This window comes from Acrocarpospora catenulata (assembly GCF_018476525.1).
Lineage (GTDB): Bacteria > Actinomycetota > Actinomycetes > Streptosporangiales > Streptosporangiaceae > Acrocarpospora > Acrocarpospora catenulata.
Genome location: NZ_JAHCST010000001.1, coordinates 188,069 through 205,924, shown reverse-complemented (window position 1 = coordinate 205,924; position 17,856 = coordinate 188,069). Strand labels below are relative to the sequence as shown.

General features: G+C 70.5%; 12 protein-coding genes. 6 read left to right on the top strand and 6 right to left on the bottom strand.

The features are described from left to right. Window positions 1–232: 232 nt before the first annotated feature. The 3 genes from KIP79_RS00890 to KIP79_RS00880 form a co-directional block, all read right to left on the bottom strand. Window positions 233–1,366, bottom strand: a complete 1,134-nt coding sequence (locus tag KIP79_RS00890; RefSeq protein WP_214102712.1) for a family 2 encapsulin nanocompartment cargo protein polyprenyl transferase — start codon at window positions 1,364–1,366, stop codon at window positions 233–235. Continuing rightward, on the bottom strand, window positions 1,366–2,739 hold the full coding sequence (locus KIP79_RS00885; RefSeq protein ID WP_308169495.1) for a family 2B encapsulin nanocompartment shell protein: 1,374 nt from the start codon (window positions 2,737–2,739) through the stop codon (window positions 1,366–1,368). Before KIP79_RS00885 ends, KIP79_RS00890 begins: the two co-directional genes overlap by 1 nt. A 295-nt stretch (window positions 2,740–3,034) precedes the next feature. Further along, entirely contained in the window at window positions 3,035–4,411 is a 1,377-nt protein-coding gene (locus KIP79_RS00880) for a family 2B encapsulin nanocompartment shell protein (protein WP_308169494.1), read from the bottom strand. Window positions 4,412–5,443: 1,032 nt separating this feature from the next. On the opposite strand from KIP79_RS00880, the gene KIP79_RS00875 reads away from it, so the two are divergent. Next, a complete protein-coding gene (locus tag KIP79_RS00875) occupies window positions 5,444–6,205 on the top strand; it encodes a DeoR/GlpR family DNA-binding transcription regulator (protein ID WP_214102711.1) in 762 nt (253 codons plus the stop codon). Window positions 6,206–6,630: 425 nt separating this feature from the next. Here the strand turns inward: KIP79_RS00875 and KIP79_RS00870 are convergent, their stop codons facing one another. After that, window positions 6,631–7,248 carry a hypothetical protein gene (locus KIP79_RS00870; RefSeq protein ID WP_214102710.1) on the bottom strand — a complete coding sequence of 206 codons (618 nt, stop codon included), beginning with the start codon at window positions 7,246–7,248 and terminating at the stop codon, window positions 6,631–6,633. A 180-nt stretch (window positions 7,249–7,428) separates the two neighbouring features. Between KIP79_RS00870 and KIP79_RS00865 the strand changes: the two genes are divergently transcribed. The 3 genes from KIP79_RS00865 to KIP79_RS00855 all read left to right on the top strand — a co-directional run bounded on the left by KIP79_RS00865 (window position 7,429) and on the right by KIP79_RS00855 (window position 10,952). After that, on the top strand, window positions 7,429–9,489 hold the full coding sequence (locus tag KIP79_RS00865) for a sensor histidine kinase (protein WP_214102709.1): 2,061 nt from the start codon (window positions 7,429–7,431) through the stop codon (window positions 9,487–9,489). After that, window positions 9,486–10,139 (top strand): response regulator transcription factor, encoded by a 654-nt coding sequence (locus tag KIP79_RS00860; protein WP_214102708.1) that lies wholly within the window; start codon window positions 9,486–9,488, stop codon window positions 10,137–10,139. The genes KIP79_RS00865 and KIP79_RS00860 overlap by 4 nt, the downstream gene beginning before the upstream one ends. A 264-nt stretch (window positions 10,140–10,403) precedes the next feature. Then, window positions 10,404–10,952, top strand: a complete 549-nt coding sequence (locus tag KIP79_RS00855) for an LGFP repeat-containing protein (protein ID WP_214102707.1) — start codon at window positions 10,404–10,406, stop codon at window positions 10,950–10,952. A 19-nt stretch (window positions 10,953–10,971) separates the two neighbouring features. On the opposite strand, the gene KIP79_RS00850 is transcribed toward KIP79_RS00855, so the two are convergent. Both KIP79_RS00850 and KIP79_RS00845 read right to left on the bottom strand, forming a co-directional pair. Next, window positions 10,972–11,718 carry a sulfite exporter TauE/SafE family protein gene (locus KIP79_RS00850; RefSeq protein WP_308169520.1) on the bottom strand — a complete coding sequence of 249 codons (747 nt, stop codon included), beginning with the start codon at window positions 11,716–11,718 and terminating at the stop codon, window positions 10,972–10,974. Between the two features lie 120 nt (window positions 11,719–11,838). Then, window positions 11,839–12,273: a hypothetical protein gene (locus KIP79_RS00845; protein WP_214102706.1), complete on the bottom strand. Its 435-nt coding sequence runs from the start codon at window positions 12,271–12,273 to the stop codon at window positions 11,839–11,841. Window positions 12,274–12,496: 223 nt separating this feature from the next. On the opposite strand from KIP79_RS00845, the gene KIP79_RS00840 reads away from it, so the two are divergent. After that, entirely contained in the window at window positions 12,497–16,342 is a 3,846-nt protein-coding gene (locus KIP79_RS00840; protein WP_250212478.1) for a Pls/PosA family non-ribosomal peptide synthetase, read from the top strand. Window positions 16,343–16,408: 66 nt separating this feature from the next. Next, complete coding sequence (locus KIP79_RS00835; protein WP_308169493.1) at window positions 16,409–17,644, top strand: M1 family metallopeptidase; 1,236 nt, start codon at window positions 16,409–16,411, stop codon at window positions 17,642–17,644. Window positions 17,645–17,856: the final 212 nt, after the last annotated feature.

The window sequence follows — 17,856 nt, the reverse complement described above, 5'->3', positions numbered from 1 at the left end:
CGACGTAGGGCTGCGGCACGCTCCCGAACTGGTGGTCCTTTAGGTCCAGCATTCAGATCTCCGTTGCCTGTGTCACGATCGCCGCCGACGAGGTGGAGGTAGCGCGCTGCCGTATTCGTGGCATTGGCCCCGCCACCGCGGCTCTCAGGTTCGAGTGTGACCTGAGGCGTGTTCGGAGTGACGAGGCCAGTGAAGCGCGGCCTGACTGGCCAGACCCTCGCGGTGTTCGGTCCTAAACGTCGCGGTGGACCATCAGGGTGGCGAGAGTGGTCAGTTCGGCTGTGGGGGCTGGGGGGAGGTTGGCGGCGGTGAGGTGGGTTAGGGCCTGGTTTAGGAGGGTGGTGGCTTTTGTTTGGGTCCAGGATTGGCCGCCGGCCTGGGTGACCAGGGTGGCGGCGTGGGTTAGGTCGGTGTCGGTGAGGAGGTCGTCGCGGGTGTAGAGGGCGGATAGTTCGCGGGCGGCGGGGGTGCCGGAGGTGAGGGCGGCGACGACGGGGAGGGATTTTTTGCGGTTGGCCAGGTCGGAGTGGATGGGTTTGCCGGTGATGGTGGGGTCGCCCCAGATGCCGAGGAGGTCGTCGGCGAGTTGGAAGGCCAGGCCGAGGTGGTCGCCGAAGGCGCGTAGGTGGGTGAGTTGGGTGGGGGTGGCGCCACCGAAGAGGGCGCCGAGGGTGCAGGCGCAGGAGATGAGGGCGGCGGTTTTGCCGGTGGCCATGGCCAGGCATTCGGTGAGGTTGACGTCGGGGCGTTCCTCGAAGGCGATGTCGGAGCTCTGACCTTGCAGGAGGTGCTGGACGGCGGTGTTGAGGATGGACACGCCTTCGTGGGCGAGGGGGTGGCCGCTGGCGGCCAGGACCTGGAAGGCGAGGGAGAGCGCCGAGTCGCCAGCAAGGATGGCCTGGGAGACGCCGAAGACGCTCCAGGCCGTGGGGCGGTGGCGGCGGGTGGTGTCGCCGTCCATGACATCGTCGTGGAGCAGGGAGAAGTTGTGCGCCAACTCGACGGAGACGGCGGCGGGGACCGCCGCGTTCACGTCTCCTCCGGCGGCTTGGGCGGCCAGGAGGGTGAGGGTGGGGCGGATCGCCTTGCCGCTGTCGGCTTCGGCGGGGGTGCCGTGCGCGTCCCACCAGCCCAGGTGGTAGCCGTTGATGTGGCGCATGGAACTGGGCAGCTTGTCCACGGCCTGGCCGAGGGCCGGGCGCAGCAGAGCCCGGCTCCAGTCCAGCAGTTCACGGGCCGAGCGGTGGTCAGAGCACAGGGGGTCGGGGTGATGATGATGCTCGGCGTGCTGAGTGGAGCTCTGGTCGGGCTCTTGGCCGGTGGGCTGGCCGGAGAGCTGGTCGGTGGGGGTGCCGGTGGGGGTCATCAGTGGCCGAGTTCCACGTTTTCTAGGACGCCGAGGGCGTCCGGGATCAGGACGGCCGCAGAGTAGTACGTGCTTACCAGGTAGGAGATGAGGGCCTGGTCGTTGATGCCCATGAAGCGGACGTTGAGGCCGGGTTCGACCTCGTCGGGGAGGCCGGTCTGGTGGAGGCCGACGACGCCCTGGTCCTCCTCGCCGGTGCGCATGGCCAGGATGGAGGTGGTCCTGGCCTCGCTGATGGGGATTTTGTTGCAGGTCAGGATGGGGACACCGCGCCAGGCGGGTACACGGCTGCCGTTCAGGTCGATGGTCTGGGGGTAGAGGCCGCGTTTGGAGCATTCGCGGCCGAATGCGGCGATGGCCTGGGGGTGGGCGAAGAAGAACTGGGTCTTCCGGCGGCGGCAGAGCAGCTCGTCGAGGTCGTCGGGGGTGGGCGGGCCGCTGCGGGTGTGCAGGCGCTGTTTGAGGTCGGCGTTGTGCAGCAGGCCGAACTCGCGGTTGTTGATCATTTCGTGTTCCTGGCGTTCCCGCAGGGCCTCGATGGTCAGCCGCAACTGCTGCTGGGTCTGGTTCATCGGGTCGTTGTAGAGGTCGGCCACGCGGGTGTGCACGCGGAGGACGGTCTGGGCGACGCTCAGCTCGTACTCCCGGGGGGAGAGTTCGTAGTCGACGAAGGTGCCGGGGAGGGCGGTTTCGCCGTGGTGGCCGGCGGCGACCTGGATGGCGGCCTGGCCGTGTTTGTCCTGGGGGCGGTCGGCGGCGGAGAGGTAGGAGTCCACCTGGGCCCGGAGCGATTCGGACTGGGCGAGCAGTTCCTCGAAGGAGCGCCTGGGCAGGGTCAGCACGGTGCCGGACGTGGTCGCCTTGACGGTGAACTCCCACACCCCCGGGCCGAGCAGGGACCTGTCCCCGAAGTGGTCGCCGTCGGCGAGCACTCCGAGCACGGCCTCGTCGCCGTATGGCCCGACGCCCAGTTTGTCGAGCTTGCCGTGGGCGACCAGGACCACGTCGTCGGCTGGCTCGCCCGCGGCGACGATCACGTCGCCCGGCTGGAAGTCGCGCTGGGTGAAACGGCCGGCCAGGGCCTCCAGGGTGTCCACGTCGTCGTAGCCGCGCAGCAGCGCCAGTTCGCCGAGTTCCATCGGGACCACGCGGATGGAGGCGCCCACGTTGGTGAAGGTGACCCGGCCGTCGCCGACGGTGTAGGTGAGCCGCCGGTTGACCCGGTAGGCACCGCCCGACACCTCCACCCAGGGCAGCACCTTCAACAACCACCGGGACGAGATGCCCTGCATCTGGGGCACCGTCTTGGTGGTCGTGGTGAGTTTCCTGGCCGCGGAGGTACCGAGGCTCAGCGGGTCGTTCTGTACGGTCACAGTTCACTCCTCAGAGGGCGCAGCGGAGTGGCCCGCTGATCGGGCCGGTAACGCCCGGGGGCGTTTGCGGCGCCCCCGGTGCTGATCACGAGATCGAGATCCAGAACTGCGTGGTGGTGCGAGAACGGCGTGGTGGTGCCAGAAAGCGGTCGTGCAGGAATCAAGCAGTCGGGCCGGAAGCAAACGGTAGGGCTGGAAGCAAACGGCCAGGCTGGAGCAGTGGTACCGAAAGCCGTCCTGACGGAAGCCGTCCTGACGGAAGCCGTCCTGACGGAAGCCGTCGTGGCGGAGTAGGTCAGTGGCCGACTTCGACGCTCTCCAGGATGCCCAGGGCGTCAGGGGTTAGCACGGCCACCGAGTAGTACGCGCTGACCAGGTAGGAGATGATGGCCTGCTCGCTGACCCCCATGAAGCGGACCGAGAGGCTGGGCTGGTACTCGTCGGGGATGCCGGTCTGGTGCAGCCCGACCACGCCTTGCTGACTCTCGCCGACCCGCATGGCCATGATCGAGGTGGTCCGGGTGTCGGTGACCGGGAGCTTGTTGCAGGGCAGGATCGGCACCCCGCGCCAGGCCGGCACTCGGTGGCCGGACATGTCGCTGCTCTCCGGGTAGACCCCGCGTTTGCTGCACTCGCGGCCGAAGGCGGCGATGGCCTGCGGGTGGGCCAAGATGAAGGAGGGTTCCTTCCAGACGGTGGCCAGCAGCTCGTCCATGTCGTCGGGGGTGGGCGGGCCGGTCCGGGTGTGCACGCGCTGTTTGAGATCGGCGTTGTGCAGCAGGCCGAACTCGCGGTTGTTGACCATCTCGTGCTCCTGGGTCTCCCGCAGGGCCTCGATCGTCAGCCGGAGCTGCTGTTCGGTCTGGTTCATGGGGTTGTTGTAGAGGTCGGCCACCCGGGTGTGCACGCGGAGCACGGTCTGGGCGACACTCAGCTCGTACTCCCTGGGCGAGACCTCGTAGTCGACGAAGGTGCCGGGGAGGCTGGGCTCGCCGTGGTGGCCGGCGGCCAGGTGGATGGCGGCCTCACCGTACTCGTCCTGGGCGCGGGCGGGGCCCGCGCGGTACGCCTCGACGTGGGCGCTGAGGGATTCGGACTGGGCGAGCAGTTCCTCGAAGCTGCGGCGGGAGAGGGTCAGCACGGTGCCGGCGGTCTTGGCCTTGACCGTGTACTCCCAGGTTCCGCTCTCCAGCAGTGTCTGGTCGCCGAAGTGGTCGCCGTCCGCGAGCACCCCGAGCACGGCCTCGTCCCCGTACGGCCCCGTGCCCAGTTTCTCCAGCTTGCCGTGGGCGACCAGGACCACGTCGTCGGCGGACTGGCCGGAGGTGACGATCACCTCGCCGGCTTCGAAGTCCCGCTGGGTGAAACGCCCGGCCAGCGCCTCCAGGGCCGACAGGTCGTCGAATCCGCGCAGCAGCGGCAGTTCGCCGAGTTCCGGCGGCACGACTCGGATGGACGCGCCCACGTTGGTGAAGGTCACCCGGCCGTCGCCGACCGCGTAGCTCAGCCTGCGGTTCACCCGGTAGGCACCGCCGGAGACCTGGACCCAGGGCAGCAGCCTGAGCAGCCACCGGGAGGTGATGCCCTGCATCTGGGGCACGGTCTTGGTCGTGGTCGTCAGCTTCCGCGCGGCGGCGGTGCCAAGGCTCAGCTGGTCGTTCTCAACCGTCACTTACCCACTCCTGTTCGGTGGAACGGAATCGATGGAACGGAATTGGCGCACGACTAATTGCAAAAACGTTAATCCGCGTTGAGGCGACCATTACGCCTCCCGGCCTGCCCAATCATGCAACCGATCTCTTTCCGGTGTCAAATTCGAGTTCCCATTCGAATGAGCAACACCGCTTAATAATCAAATAAACACCATATCCCAGATGCCTCCCATATCGGGACCCGACACGCCAACGCGAGCCATATCGGCATATTTCGGGCATCAGCCGTCCGGCCCGGCCTTCCCCGTCAATTAGATCCCCACCGGCAATGCGTTCAACAATTCAACCAACCCCCACCATCGTCGGCGCCAGCAGATCAGCGATCTCCCAAACCGCCAACAGCCAGGCAGAATACGCCGACGACCACATCCGAATACGCCCGGCCCTCCCCGATCGATCTTCCGAGTCATGTCGTCCCACGTCAGAGCCGATCAACAACCGCTCCAAGATCAACGAACCCTGGCACAAAAAGTTCACCAGCCCCACCCCAGGGCATCCATTCAGCGATCGATCACCGCCCTCAGCCGTGATTCCCGCCAATCAATCGCCGAGCGAACCACCCGTGGAAATATTTCTCCCGAAAAGAATGCAGCCAAGCCTATTTTCCGTACCGAATAGACTAGAGCCCCTCTAGAAACCCCTCAACAGCCTCGGGACGATGCGTTTACTCCATCCGGAACCCCTCAACGCGTACCGAACAAAGCCGATCAACCCGAATTCGCCAAAGCAGGCGTATTCTGGCCCTCCGGGACCCATCCCTAAAGAAAGCAGTCCAATCCACTACATTCCAGCCAGGCCCCGGAAGCCCGCTACCCTGACCCCCAGCGACGCCAAACAGGCGATCACCACCACGCGACCCTCTGGCCAGAACCACCCCGCCCCGGCCCGTGACACCCTCGGCATGTCCGGACATGCCCGGATGCCCTTGACTTCCAACACATACGGGTATAAATACAGATGAAAGCAAATCGAAACGGTGGTGAATCAACATCTTGTACCCGGAGGAGCGACAGCAGGAGATCCTGCGGCGGGCCAGAATGGCCGGTCGGGTGGACGTGGTGACCCTGGCCGAGGAGCTGTCGGTCACCACCGAGACGATCCGGCGCGACCTGACCGTCCTGGAGCGGGCGGGAACACTGCGCAGGGTGCACGGCGGCGCCATCCCGGTGGAGCGTCTCGGCTTCGAACCGGCGCTGGCGGCCAGGGACGAGGTGATGACCGCCGAGAAGGAGCGTATCGCGAAGGCGGCTCTGGCCGAACTGCCCCAGGACGGCGCGATCATCATCGACGCCGGCTCGACCACCAGCCGACTCGCCCAGATGCTGCCCGCCGACCGTGAACTGACGGTGATCGTCAATTCGCCGCCGCTGGCCACCATGCTGGCCACCCGCGTCAACCTGAAGGTGATCATGCTGGGCGGCCGGGTCCGCGGCCGTACCCTGGCCACGGTGGACGACTGGGCCCTGCGCCCGCTGGACAACCTGCACGTGGACGTGGCCTTCATGGCCACCAACGGCTGCTCGGTGAGCCGCGGCCTGACCACGCCGGACCCGGCGGAGGCCGCCATCAAGCGGGCGATGATCAGCGCCGCCACCAGGACCGTGCTGCTGGCCGACCACACCAAGTTCGCCAACAGTTACCTGGCCCGGTTCGCCACGCTCGCCGATGTGGACACGGTGATCACCGACACCGGCTTGGACGTGGGGCTGGCGGCCGACCTGACGGCGGCCGGACCCAACGTGGTCCGCGCGTGACCGCAGAAGCAACCGCAGAAGCAACCGGAGGCTCGGCCGGGGAGTCCCCGATGACCTTGATCTCGGCCATCATGGAGAAGCAACCGAAGCAACCAGGAGGCGGCCGGAGAGGCGACTGGGGAAGCGTGCGGGCGGGGCTTCCGGCCGGACGCGGTTTGCCGCCAAAGCCCGCCCTGACCGTCGCGATCTGGTGAAGCCGCCGGGGAAGTGACCTGAAGAGTGAGCTTCGTGGAGGCGGACGTCGAGGACACGGGCGCCGACGCGGCGCTGGGCGAACGCGCCGCCCTGGCGCCCTCGACCTCGACCTGGACCTCGACCTGGACCTGGACCTGGACTTCGACCCGGACTTCGGCCTGGACCTCGACACCCAAAAATCATGATCTGGTCTGGAGCAACGGCCCCAGACCAGATCATGAGCGGGCGGGTCAGACCAACTGGCCCCGGACGGCCATCCGCACCCCCAACTGGGCGTGTACGCCGATCAGCCAGACGGCGCTCACCCAGACCGAAACGGCGGACCCGCCGGCGATCTGGGCGATGACGCTAACCGGGAACCAGCAGCCCGCCAGCAGCGGCAGCCAGCGGAGCGCCCCCGCGGCCCGCCGGGCCACCGCCACGCAACTGCCGAGCACCAGCATGCCCAGCTGGCTGAGCGGCCAGCAGGCGTCCAGGATGGCCAGCCAGAGCGGGAAGTCGTCGTGCGAGGCGTAGCCGAAGGAGAGCACGTTGAGCAGGAACGCGCCCGGCAGGATGACGAGCAGGCCGAGCGCGACCAGGCGGCCGAAGCCGTCGCCGCTCGCCCGGGTGGCCAGGATAGCCCAGACCAGGCCGATCATCCCCAGGACGTAGATCATCCCGGTGACGGTATCCAGGGTCTGAATGCCTTCCTGGATCTTGTCGCCGACGATCACCTGGCCGATGCCCCAGGCGATGGCGCCGACGGCGAGCATGGCTCCGGCCAGCCGTACCCGCTCGGGGGTGGCGCCGGACCGGGCGCCGGGGTCGCCGGGGTTGACGTTGCTGGGCTTGACGTGCACGGACACGGGGTCTCCTTACTGGGTTCCAGGCGCCGCCCAGTGTTCCGGCGGGACGTCCCGGGCGCCCAGGGAGCGGCGGGGCCGGCGGTGTCCCCGATCCGCCCGTCCAGACAAGGGACCGTTGTCCCGGGTGGGACGGGACAACGGTCCCGTGCCCAATAACCGGACATATGGCAACCTGGGCAGGTGTTCCCCTCCCGCCTCGACCGGGCGCTGACCGTGACCGCCGTGGCCCTGGCGGCGGTCTGCCTGGCAGGTGCGGCGGTCGCTGGCTGGGCCGAGTACGTCACCCCCGCCGACGCGCGCCCCGCACCGCTGGCCTGGGCGCCGTGGTCGTCGACCGTCCCGGGGGTGGCGCTGGCCGTGGCGGGGGCGGTGCTGGCGATCCGGCTGCCGCGCCACGCGATGACCTGGATCCTGACCGCCGGGGGCTTGGTGAGCTGCCTCAACGGGGTGGCCGCGGCGTACGCGGTGTGGTCGCTGCACCGTTATGGCGGCGCGTTGCCGCTGACCGGCTCAGCCTTGTACGCGGGGGCTCGGCTGGGGCCGTTCCTGAACCTGGTGGCCCCGCTGGTGCTGCTCTTCTTCCCGGACGGCCGCCTGCCGACCCGGCGCTGGCGGTGGGCGGCGGCGCTCTCGCTGGGCGGCACCGCGCTCGCGGTGCTCGTCTTCCTGGCCGCGCCGTGGCGCATCCTGGACGACACCGAGCCCTGGCCCCAGGTGGATCTGCCACTCCCCCAGCTGCCCGACGCGCTCTGGCGGGGGCTGCTCACCGCCATGCCGGCCCTGCTCACCGCCGGTCTGGTGGTCGCGGTGGCCGCCTTCGTGGCCCGCTTCCGCGGCTCCGACCAGGTGCGCAGGGCCCAGCTGCGCTGGATGCTGCTGGCCGGGCTGCTCAACGTGCTCCTGCTGCTGGTGCCCGCCATCGTCGACGCCGTCACCCCCGACGCCGCCTTCGTCGCCGCCAACGTCGCGCTGGCCGCCGCCGTGCTGGTGGCGGTGGGCCGCTACCGCCTCTACGACGTGGACCCGCTGCTCGGCTGGACCCTCCTGTACGGCGGGCTGGCCGCGATCGTGGTGGCCGTCGATATGTCGATCTTCGTCGGCTTGAGCACCTTGCTGGACGAGCCGGTCAGCGCGGTGCTCGCGGCGGGCGTGGTGGCCGTGCTCTACGCGCCCCTGCGTGCCCGCATCCAGCGCTGGGTCAACGTGATCATGACGGGCCGCGGTGAGCCGTACGACGTGGTGTCGGCGCTGGCCAAGCGCCTGGAGGAGTCGGTCGGGCCGGAGGAACTGCTGCTGGAGGTCGCCTCGGCCGTCTCCGCCGCCTTCCGCTCCCCCTATGTACGCGTGGAGCTCGACCGCGCCGACGGCCGTACCGTGGTGGCCGAACACGGCTCTCCCCTGCCGGGCGTGGTGGTGCTGCCGTTCGCCTACCGTGGCGCCCCCATCGGGCGGCTGGCCCTGGTCCCCCGCGCGGGCGCCCGCCTGGCCGAGCCCGACCAGCGCCTCCTGGCCGACGTGGTACGGCAGGCCGCCGCGGCCGTCCACGCCACCGCCCTCACCGAGGAACTCCAGCAGAGCAGGGAACGCCTGGTCACCGGCATCGAGGAGGAACGGCGGCGGCTCCGCCGGGACCTGCACGACGGCCTCGGGCCGACCCTGGCCGCGGCGGCGCTGAAGGTCGAGGCGGCCGGCAACCTGGTGAGCAGGGACACCGGGAGCGCGCTGGACACCCTGGAGCAGGTGCGCGGCGACCTGTCCACGGTGCTCGGCGAGGTCCGGCGGCTGGTGCACGACCTGCGGCCGCCCGCGCTCGACCAGTTCGGCCTGGCGGGGGCGCTTCGCCAGGCCGCCGGGCGGTTCAGTGACGGAGCCCTGGCGATCACGGTCACCGTCACCGGCGATCTTGGCATGCTTCCGGCGGCGGTCGAGGTCGCGGCGTACCGGATCGCCTCCGAGGCGGTGCTGAACGTGGTCAGGCACGCGGGGGCCGGGCGGTGCGACCTGCGGCTGAGCCTTGGCGTGGACGCGCTGGAGGTGGAGGTCGCCGACGACGGCGCGGGCGTCCCGTCCGGGGCGCTGGTGGGCGTCGGGGTGCTCGGCATGCGGGAGCGGGCCGAGGAACTGGGCGGGCACTGCTCGGTCAGCTCCCGCGCGGCGGGCGGGACCCGCGTGCACGCCGTCCTGCCCCTCCGGGCCACGAACGCGGAACCGGCTCTCACGGCTCAGAAAGGACGACCATGACGCCGCCACGGGTGGTGATCGCCGACGATCATCCGGTCTACCGGGACGGCCTGCGGATGATGCTCGCCTCCACGGGCGCGGTGGAGGTGCTCGGCACGGCCGCCGACGGACTGGAAGCCGTGGCACTGGCCGCCGAACTCCGCCCGGACGTCGTCGTGATGGACCTCCAGATGCCCCGCCTGGACGGCGTGGCCGCCACCCAGCGCATCCTCGAGCGGGATTCCGGGATCGGCGTACTGGCTCTGACCATGCACGACGACGATGAGAGCGTGTTCGCCGCGATGCTCGCCGGAGCCCGGGGCTACCTGGTCAAGGGTGCCGACCAGACCGAGATCCTGCGGGCGATCACGGCGGTGGCCAGCGGTGAAGTGATCTTCGGTCCGGCCCTGGCCGGTCGGGTGACCCGCTACTTCGCCCGGCTGGCCACGGTCCGCCCGCCCAAGGAGGAGCCCTTCCCCCAGCTGACCGCCCGGGAGCGTGAGGTCCTCGAACTGATCGCGGCCGGGCTCTCCAACCGGCAGATCGCCGAACGCCTGGTGCTGTCCCCCAAGACGGTACGGAACAACGTCTCCAACGTGTTCGCCAAACTCCAGGTGGCGGACAGGGCCCAGGCCATCATCCAGGCCCGGGAGGCGGGCCTGGGCCGGTGACGCTACCCCAAAGGGACGTCACTCCAGCGGAACCAAGCGTCCACCAAGGAAATCTCCTCCGCCCACCTGGATCTCGCCGAGGATCTCCTCGCCACGGCGCAGCTGCCAGACCTGTTCGATCACGCCCGGACGATACCCGCATGCACCTGATACGTGGCCTGAACCCTCGATTTGAGGAGGGTTGGCCCTACTGATTCGGCTGGCTAGCCATGATCCCTATTGGGCCGGTTCTTCCTACCGTCGAAGAGACATCAAGGAGGAATCATGGCAACGAAGATCTGGCGTACCGTCGCCGCCACCGGGATGACCGCGGCCGCGTTTCTGAGCGTCGGCGTCGCCGCGCAGCCCGCCGTCGCCGGGACGTGTGCGATCCAGCCGTACGGGCTGATCGGCGACTACTGGCGGGCCATGGGCGGGGCCGACAGCTGGTTCGGGTGCGCGACCGTTGAGGAGTACACGCCGCCCAACATGACGGGGCGCAAGCAGCGGTTCGAGCACGGGCAGATCGCGTGGAGTCCCAAGCAGGGCGAGCGCATGATCGTCGCCGCGTTCCAGAAGAACAACCAGGCGGTCTTCCGGTGGGGACCGACCGACCCGTTCCACTACGAGTACTTCCAGGCTTCGGGTGAACTCTCCAACGGCGGCTCGGTCCTTGGCGCGCCGCTGCCGGGCGGCACCTCGGGAAGGTACGCCGTCAACGTCGCCAAGGGCCTCAAGATCACCTTCTGGGTCCACGGCTGCGACCAGAAGTTCCCGGTCCGCAAGGTCTGCCGCCAGGGCTGGACCGTCCCCGTCAGCGTCACGATGACCTGACCGCCGGTCGGCGGAAGCCTCAGGTGTACGTGTCCAGACCCAGCTTGATCGCTACCGCCAGGCCGGAGACGGCGGTGAGGATGCGCAGGGTCTGGCCGGGGAGGCGGCGGGCGATGGCGGGGCCGATCAGGCCGCCGAGGAGGAGGCCGGTCGCGAGTGGGGCCACGGCGGACCAGGCGACCGGGGCGAAGAGGGCGAAACCCAGGGCGGCTACGGCGTTGGCGAAGATGCCGATGACGTTCTTGATGGCGTTGACCCGGGCCGGGGACTGGTTGATCGCGGCGGTGAGCAGGGCGAACATGATGACTCCGCCGGCCGCGCCGAAGTAGCCGATGTAGATGGCGACGCAGAAGACTCCGGCGCGCAGCCAGGCACTTCCGGTGAGGCGGCCGGGCAGAGCGGCGCCGGGATGGAGCAACATCGCCGAGGCGACCGCGATCAGCACGGGCGCGATCTTCTCGAAGGCGGTGGCCGGTGTGATCAGTAGCAGTGCCGCGCCGGTGGCTCCGCCCAGGGCGGTGGCCAGGCCGTAGTGGCGGACCAGGCCGGCCTGACCCGCCAGCTCGGGGCGGGATCCGGCCGCCGCGCCGAGGCCGGTGAACATGAGCGCGACGGTGTTGGTGACGTTGGCGGCCAGTGGGGTCAGTCCGAACGCCAGCAACGCCGGGTAGGAGGCGATCGAGGCGAGGCTGACGACCGTGCTCAGCACACCCGCCACCACACCGGCCGCAACAAGCCCGGCGATCTCCCCCAACCCGAGTACCACGTCCAAAACCCAACCATATGGGTGGGATTAGGAAGCCATCGGCCCCCGGCACGGCCCTGCCGAGCGCTACTCCCGGCACGGCCCTGTCGAGCACTACCCCAGGCGAGGCCCTGCCGGGCACTAGTAGCCGGCGCCAGCAGCTGGAGCCGGGGACTTGACGCGGTGGTCGCTGAGGTGGAGGTCGCCGCCGAGTTTGAGTCTGAGCTGGTCGAGGACCTCGCGGGTGCCGAGGACGGTCCAGAGGTTGCCGACCAGGTGGGGGTTGTACTCGGGGGCCTGGTCCATCCATTCGTCCTTGCCCTGCTGGGTGGCGAAGGTGTTCACGAAGAACTGGCCCACTTCGGTGGTGCAGGCGCCGGTACGGAGATCGGCGGCGTCGACCTGGATGTCCGGCGTGCAGCCGACCTTGGCGGAGAGCTGCTCGACGGTGGGGGGAGGGCCCATCGGCACCTCGGTGGCGGCCCCCTGGCCGGCGCTCTCGCTTCCCGAGCAGGCGACGGCGGACAGCAGGGCGGCGGCGGAGACGGCAAGCGCGATCTGGCGCGAACGAGTCAACACGTTCGAGGTACGCAGCGCAGGCCGTCCGGGTTCATTCCATATTTCCGGCCATTCGTAAGGTTATTGGCATATATCGGGCGTAAAGGGAATTGTTCTAGCAATCGCCTGATTCAATGGAGGTGGCGCGTCCTCGCGTCCGGCGGCCCGGGAAGACCGGCGCGAGCGACATCCGCACCCTGCTCGGCCGGTGGCTGCCCTCTGTCGACCACCGGGGGAATCTTTGCGCACATCCCTGCCCAATCCGACCACCGATTTCCCCCCGACAAAGGCGATCTTTCGCGGCGGCGCCGCCGCCCCGCCCGGACGCACCCTGCTGGACGTCTTCGCGGCGACCGTACGCCGCCACCCCATGGCGACCGCCCTCGACGACGGCCAGACCCCCCTGTCGTACGCCGAACTGGCCGCCCAGGTCACCCACCTGGCCGGGGAGCTGACCGCACGTGGCATCGGCCGGGGCGACCGGGTCGGCGTACAAGTTCCCTCCGGCACCGCCGACCTGTACGTCGCGATCCTGGCCGTCCTCCACGCGGGAGCCGCCTACGTGCCCGTGGACGCCGACGACCCCGAGGAACGCGCCCGGCTGGTGTTCGAGGAGGCCGGGGTGTGCGCGGTGATCGGCGAGAGCCGTACCGTCGCCATGACGGGCGAGCCCGGGGGGCAGAGCGGACGGCCCGGGCTGGGCGACGACGCGTGGATCATCTTCACCTCCGGGTCGACCGGGAAGCCGAAGGGCGTGGCGGTCACCCACCGCAGCGCGGCGGCGTTCGTGGACGCGGAGGCGCGGCTGTTCCTGCGGGCGGACCCGATCGCCCCCGGGGACCGGGTGCTGGCGGGGCTTTCCGTGGCCTTCGACGCCTCGTGCGAGGAGATGTGGCTGGCCTGGCGGCACGGCGCCTGCCTGGTGCCGGCGCCGCGCGCGCTGGTGCGTACCGGGATGGATCTCGGGCCGTGGCTGGTCGACAAGGGAGTGACGGTCGTCTCGACGGTGCCCACGCTGGCCTCGCTCTGGCCGGTGGAGACGCTGGACGAGGTACGGCTGCTGATCTTCGGCGGCGAGGCCTGCCCGCCCGAGCTGGCCGACCGGCTCGCGGTGCCGGGACGGGAGGTCTGGAACACCTACGGCCCCACCGAGGCGACCGTGGTGGCCTGCGCGGCCCCGCTCGACGGTCAGGGCCCGGTCAGGATCGGCCTGCCCCTGGACGGCTGGGACCTGGCCGTGGTCGGGCCGACCGGCGAGCCGGTCGCGATGGGCGGGATCGGCGAGCTGGTGATCGGCGGCGTCGGTCTGGCCCGGTACCTGGACCTGGAGAAGGACCGGGAGAAGTACGCGCCGCTGCCCGCGCTCGGCTGGGCGCGCGCCTACCGCAGCGGCGACCTGGTCAGGGCCGAACCCGAAGGGCTGCTCTTCGTGGGCCGGGCCGACGAGCAGATCAAGATCGGTGGCCGCCGCATCGAGCTGGGCGAGATCGACGCCGCGCTGCTGGCCCTGCCGGGCGTGGCCGGGGCCGCCGCCGCGGTGCGCACCACCGGCGCCGGGCACCAACTGCTGGTCGGCTATGTCGTGACCGGAGAGGATTTCGACCCCGGCATCGCCCGGGACCGGCTCCGGGAGGCGCTGCCCGCCGCGCTGGTGCCCCGGCTCGCGGTGGTGGACGATCTGCCGACCCGGACCTCCGGCAAGATCGACCGGGACGCGCTGCCGTGGCCGCTCGCGGTCGCCGAGGACACCGGGGATCTCACCGGGATCGAGAAGTGGCTGGCCGAGCGGTGGCAGGAGATCCTCGGGGTGAGCTCGGGCGATCCGGACGCCGACTTCTTCACGCTGGGCGGGACCAGCCTGGCCGCCGCGCGGCTGGTGTCGGTGCTGCGCGACCAGTATCCGGGGGTCGCGGTGGCCGACCTCTACGATCATCCGACGTTGCGCGGGCTCGGGGCGTACCTGGCGGCCATGGACACCGAGGTGGCCGGGCAGGACCGGGTGGTGGCGCCGGTGCCGCCGCGGGCCGCGGCCGTGCAGGCCGCGCTGACGGTGCCGCTGCTCACGGTGGGCGCGCTGCGCTGGGTGGTGGGGCTGATGGCCCTCGCCAACCTGGCCGGGCTGCCGTGGCTGCCGACGGTTTCCTGGTGGTGGGTGGCGTTCGGCTGGCTGCTGGTGGTCTCGCCGCTGGGCCGGATGAGCCTGGCCGCCGCCGTGGCCCGGGGCTTGCTGCGGGGGCTGCGGCCGGGCGTCTACCCGCGCGGCGGCGGCATGCATCTGCGGCTGTGGTTCGCCGAGCAGTTCGCGGCCAGGATCGGGGTGGGCGAGCTGTCGGGCGCGCCGTGGATCCCGCAGTACGCGCGGGCGCTGGGCGCGCAGATCGGCCAGGACGCGGACCTGCACACGCTGCCGCCGATCACCGGCCTGCTCCGGGTGGGCAAGCACGCGGCGGTGGAGCCCGAGGTGGACCTGACCGGGTACTGGCTGGACGGGGATCTCCTCCGGGTGGGCGAGATCCGGATCGGCGCGGGGGCCACCGTGGGGGCCAGGTCGACCCTCTTCCCGGGGGTGAGGATCGGTAAGAACGCGCAGGTGGTGGCCGGTTCGGCGGTCCGCAAGGGTGTTCCGGCCGGGGAACGCTGGGCGGGCGCACCGGCCGGCCGTACCGGCAAGGCCAGGCACCAGGGCAGGCGGCCGCGCCGCTCGCGCCGCTGGATGGCGGTGTACGCGGTGTCGGCGCTGACCCTGAGCCTGCTGCCGGTGGCCGCCGCGCTCCCCGGGCTGCTGCTGTTGCGTGCCGCGATCGGCGACGCGGCCACGCTCGGGGCGGCGCTCGGGCGGGCGCTGCTTGGCGTGCCGCTCGCCACCGTCGCGTCCATGGCCACGTTCGCGCTGCTCACCGTGGTCGCGGTCCGGCTGCTCGGAATCCGCCTGTACCCCGGCAGCCATCCGGTGCACAGCCGGGTCGCCTGGCAGGCGTGGCTGACCGCGCGGCTGATGTCGGCGGCCAGGGTCTGGCTCTTCCCGCTGTACGCCAGCACGTTCACCCCCGGCTGGCTGCGCGCGCTCGGCATGAAGGTGGGCCGGGACGTGGAGCTGTCCACCGTGCTCGCGCTGCCCTCGATGACCACCGTCGGGGACGGGGCCTTCCTGGCCGACGACACCATGGTCGCCCCGTACGAGCTGGAGGACGGGCGGATGCGCGTCGATCACGTGCGGATCGGCAAGCGGGCCTTCCTCGGCAACTCGGGCATGACCGCCCCGGGCCGGAAGGTGCCCAAGGACGGCCTGGTCGGGGTGCTCTCCGCCGCGCCGAAGAAGGCCAAGGCGGGGTCGTCGTACCTGGGCATGCCCCCGGTCGAGCTGCGCCGCACCGCCGAGGCGGCCGACCGGGCCCGCACCTACAACCCGCCCGTTCGGCTCCGGCTGGCCCGGGCGGCCGTGGAGCTGGGCAGGATCGTCCCGGCGATGGCCACCGTGGCGGTCGCGGTGCTGGTCCTGGCCACGCTGCTGCGCCTGGCCCTCTGGCACGGCTACGCGGCGGCCGCCCTGCTCGGCGGCGTGGTGCTGGCGGGTGCCGGGATCCTGGCCGCCGCCGTGACCACGCTGGCCAAGTGGGCGCTGCTGGGCAGGATCAGGGCGGGCGACCGGCCGCTGTGGAGCTCCTTCGTCTGGCGGAACGAGCTGGCCGACAACTTCGTGGAGGTGCTGGCCGCGCCGTGGTTCGCGCAGCCGCTGCTCGGCACCGCGCCGCTGGTGCTCTGGCTGCGCACGATGGGGGCGCGGATCGGGCGCGGGGTCTGGTGCGAGACGTACTGGCTACCGGAGATCGACCTGGTCACCCTGGGGGACGGGGTGTCGGTGAACCGGGGGTGCGTGCTCCAGACCCACCTGTTCCACGACCGGGTGATGAGCGTCGATACTGTCGTACTGCGGGCCGGATCGTCGCTCGGCCCGCACGGGGTCGTGCTGCCCGCCGCGACGGTCGGGGAGCACACGACCGTCGGACCGGCGTCCCTGGTCATGCGCGGGGAGTCGCTTCCCGCTCGGACGCGCTGGTTCGGCAACCCGATCGCGGCGTGGTTCTGATCTGGGAGTTTTCGCGTTGGGAGTTCGGTGGGTTATTTCCCGGGGCGGGGTAATGAGGGTTACCGCGTGCTGCACTACGACCTGTCGCTGGAGTACCGGGTCGGGCCCAACCGGCTGACCGGCGTCGCGCTGCTCAATGCGGTGGCGACGGCGCCGCTGAGCCGGTTCGAACTCGACTTGGGGGCGCTGCGGGTGGACCGGGTGCAGGTCAACGGGGTCAAGGCGCGGTACGCGCACCGGACGGAGAAGCTGCGGGTGCAGCCGGTGGCGTGGTTGCCGGAGGGGCGGGCCTTCACCGTCGAGGTGCGGTACGGCGGCAATCCGCAACCGGTATCCAGTCCGTGGGGCGGGCTGGGGTGGGACCAGCTGGCGGACGGGGCGATCGTGGCCAGCCAGCCGACGGGGGCGCCGTCCTGGTTTCCGTGCAACGACCTCCCTGGGCAGAAGGCGACCTTCCGGATCGCGGTGACCGCCGCCTCGCCGTACCGGGTGGTGGCGAACGGGAAGAAGGTGTCGGTTTCGCAGGGGCCGTCCAGCACCACCTGGGTGTACGAGGCGCCGGAGCAGATGGCCACCTATCTGGCGGGGGTGCAGATCGGGCGGTACGTGGCCACGGACCTGCCAGGGGAGCTGCCGCAGCGGGTCTACCATCCGGCGCGGCTGGCGGACCGGGTGCGGCACGACTTCGGCCGGCAGGACCGGATGATGACGGTGTTCGGGGATCTGTTCGGGCCGTACCCGTTCGAGTCCTACACGGTGGTGGTCACCAGCGACGAGCTGGAGATCCCGGTCGAGGCGCAGGGCATGTCGGTTTTCGGGGCCAACCACGTGGACGGCGGGCGCGGCTCGGAGCGGCTGGTCGCGCACGAGCTGGCCCACCAGTGGTTCGGCAACAGCCTCACCCTCGGGCACTGGCGGGACATCTGGCTGCACGAGGGGTTCGCCTGCTACGCGGAGTGGCTGTGGTCGGAGGCGTCCGGGGGTGAGCCCGCGGCCGGGCACGCGCGGCGGTGGCGGCGCCGGCTGGCGGGGCAGCCGCAGGACTTCGTGCTGGCCGATCCCGGGGCGCGGCGCATCTTCGACGACCGGGTCTACAAGCGCGGGGCGCTGACCCTGCACGCGCTGCGCGGAGCCCTCGGGGACGGGCCGTTCTTCTCCCTGCTGCGGGAGTGGACCTCGGCCTACCGGCACGGGACGGTCAGCACCGGCCTGTTCACCGACCTGGCCGCCCGGTACACCCCTGATTCGCTGGATCCGCTCTTCGCGGGGTGGCTCTACTCCCCCAAACTTCCGGCCGATTGATGCAATTTCAAGAGTTGTGTGAACCTCTGTGACTGATGGGGCGTCATGATTGTCAGGGAGGCCCGAATGGACGTCCTGGACAGCCTCATCGACAGTGAGTTGCACCTGGAGCTCGTGCTCGTCGAGGCCCTGCACTGGGAAGCGGAACGGCTGGCCGCCCCAGCCGAACGCTGAAATCCCGGCGCCCCGCCCCCCCCCCTCGCGTGGGGGGG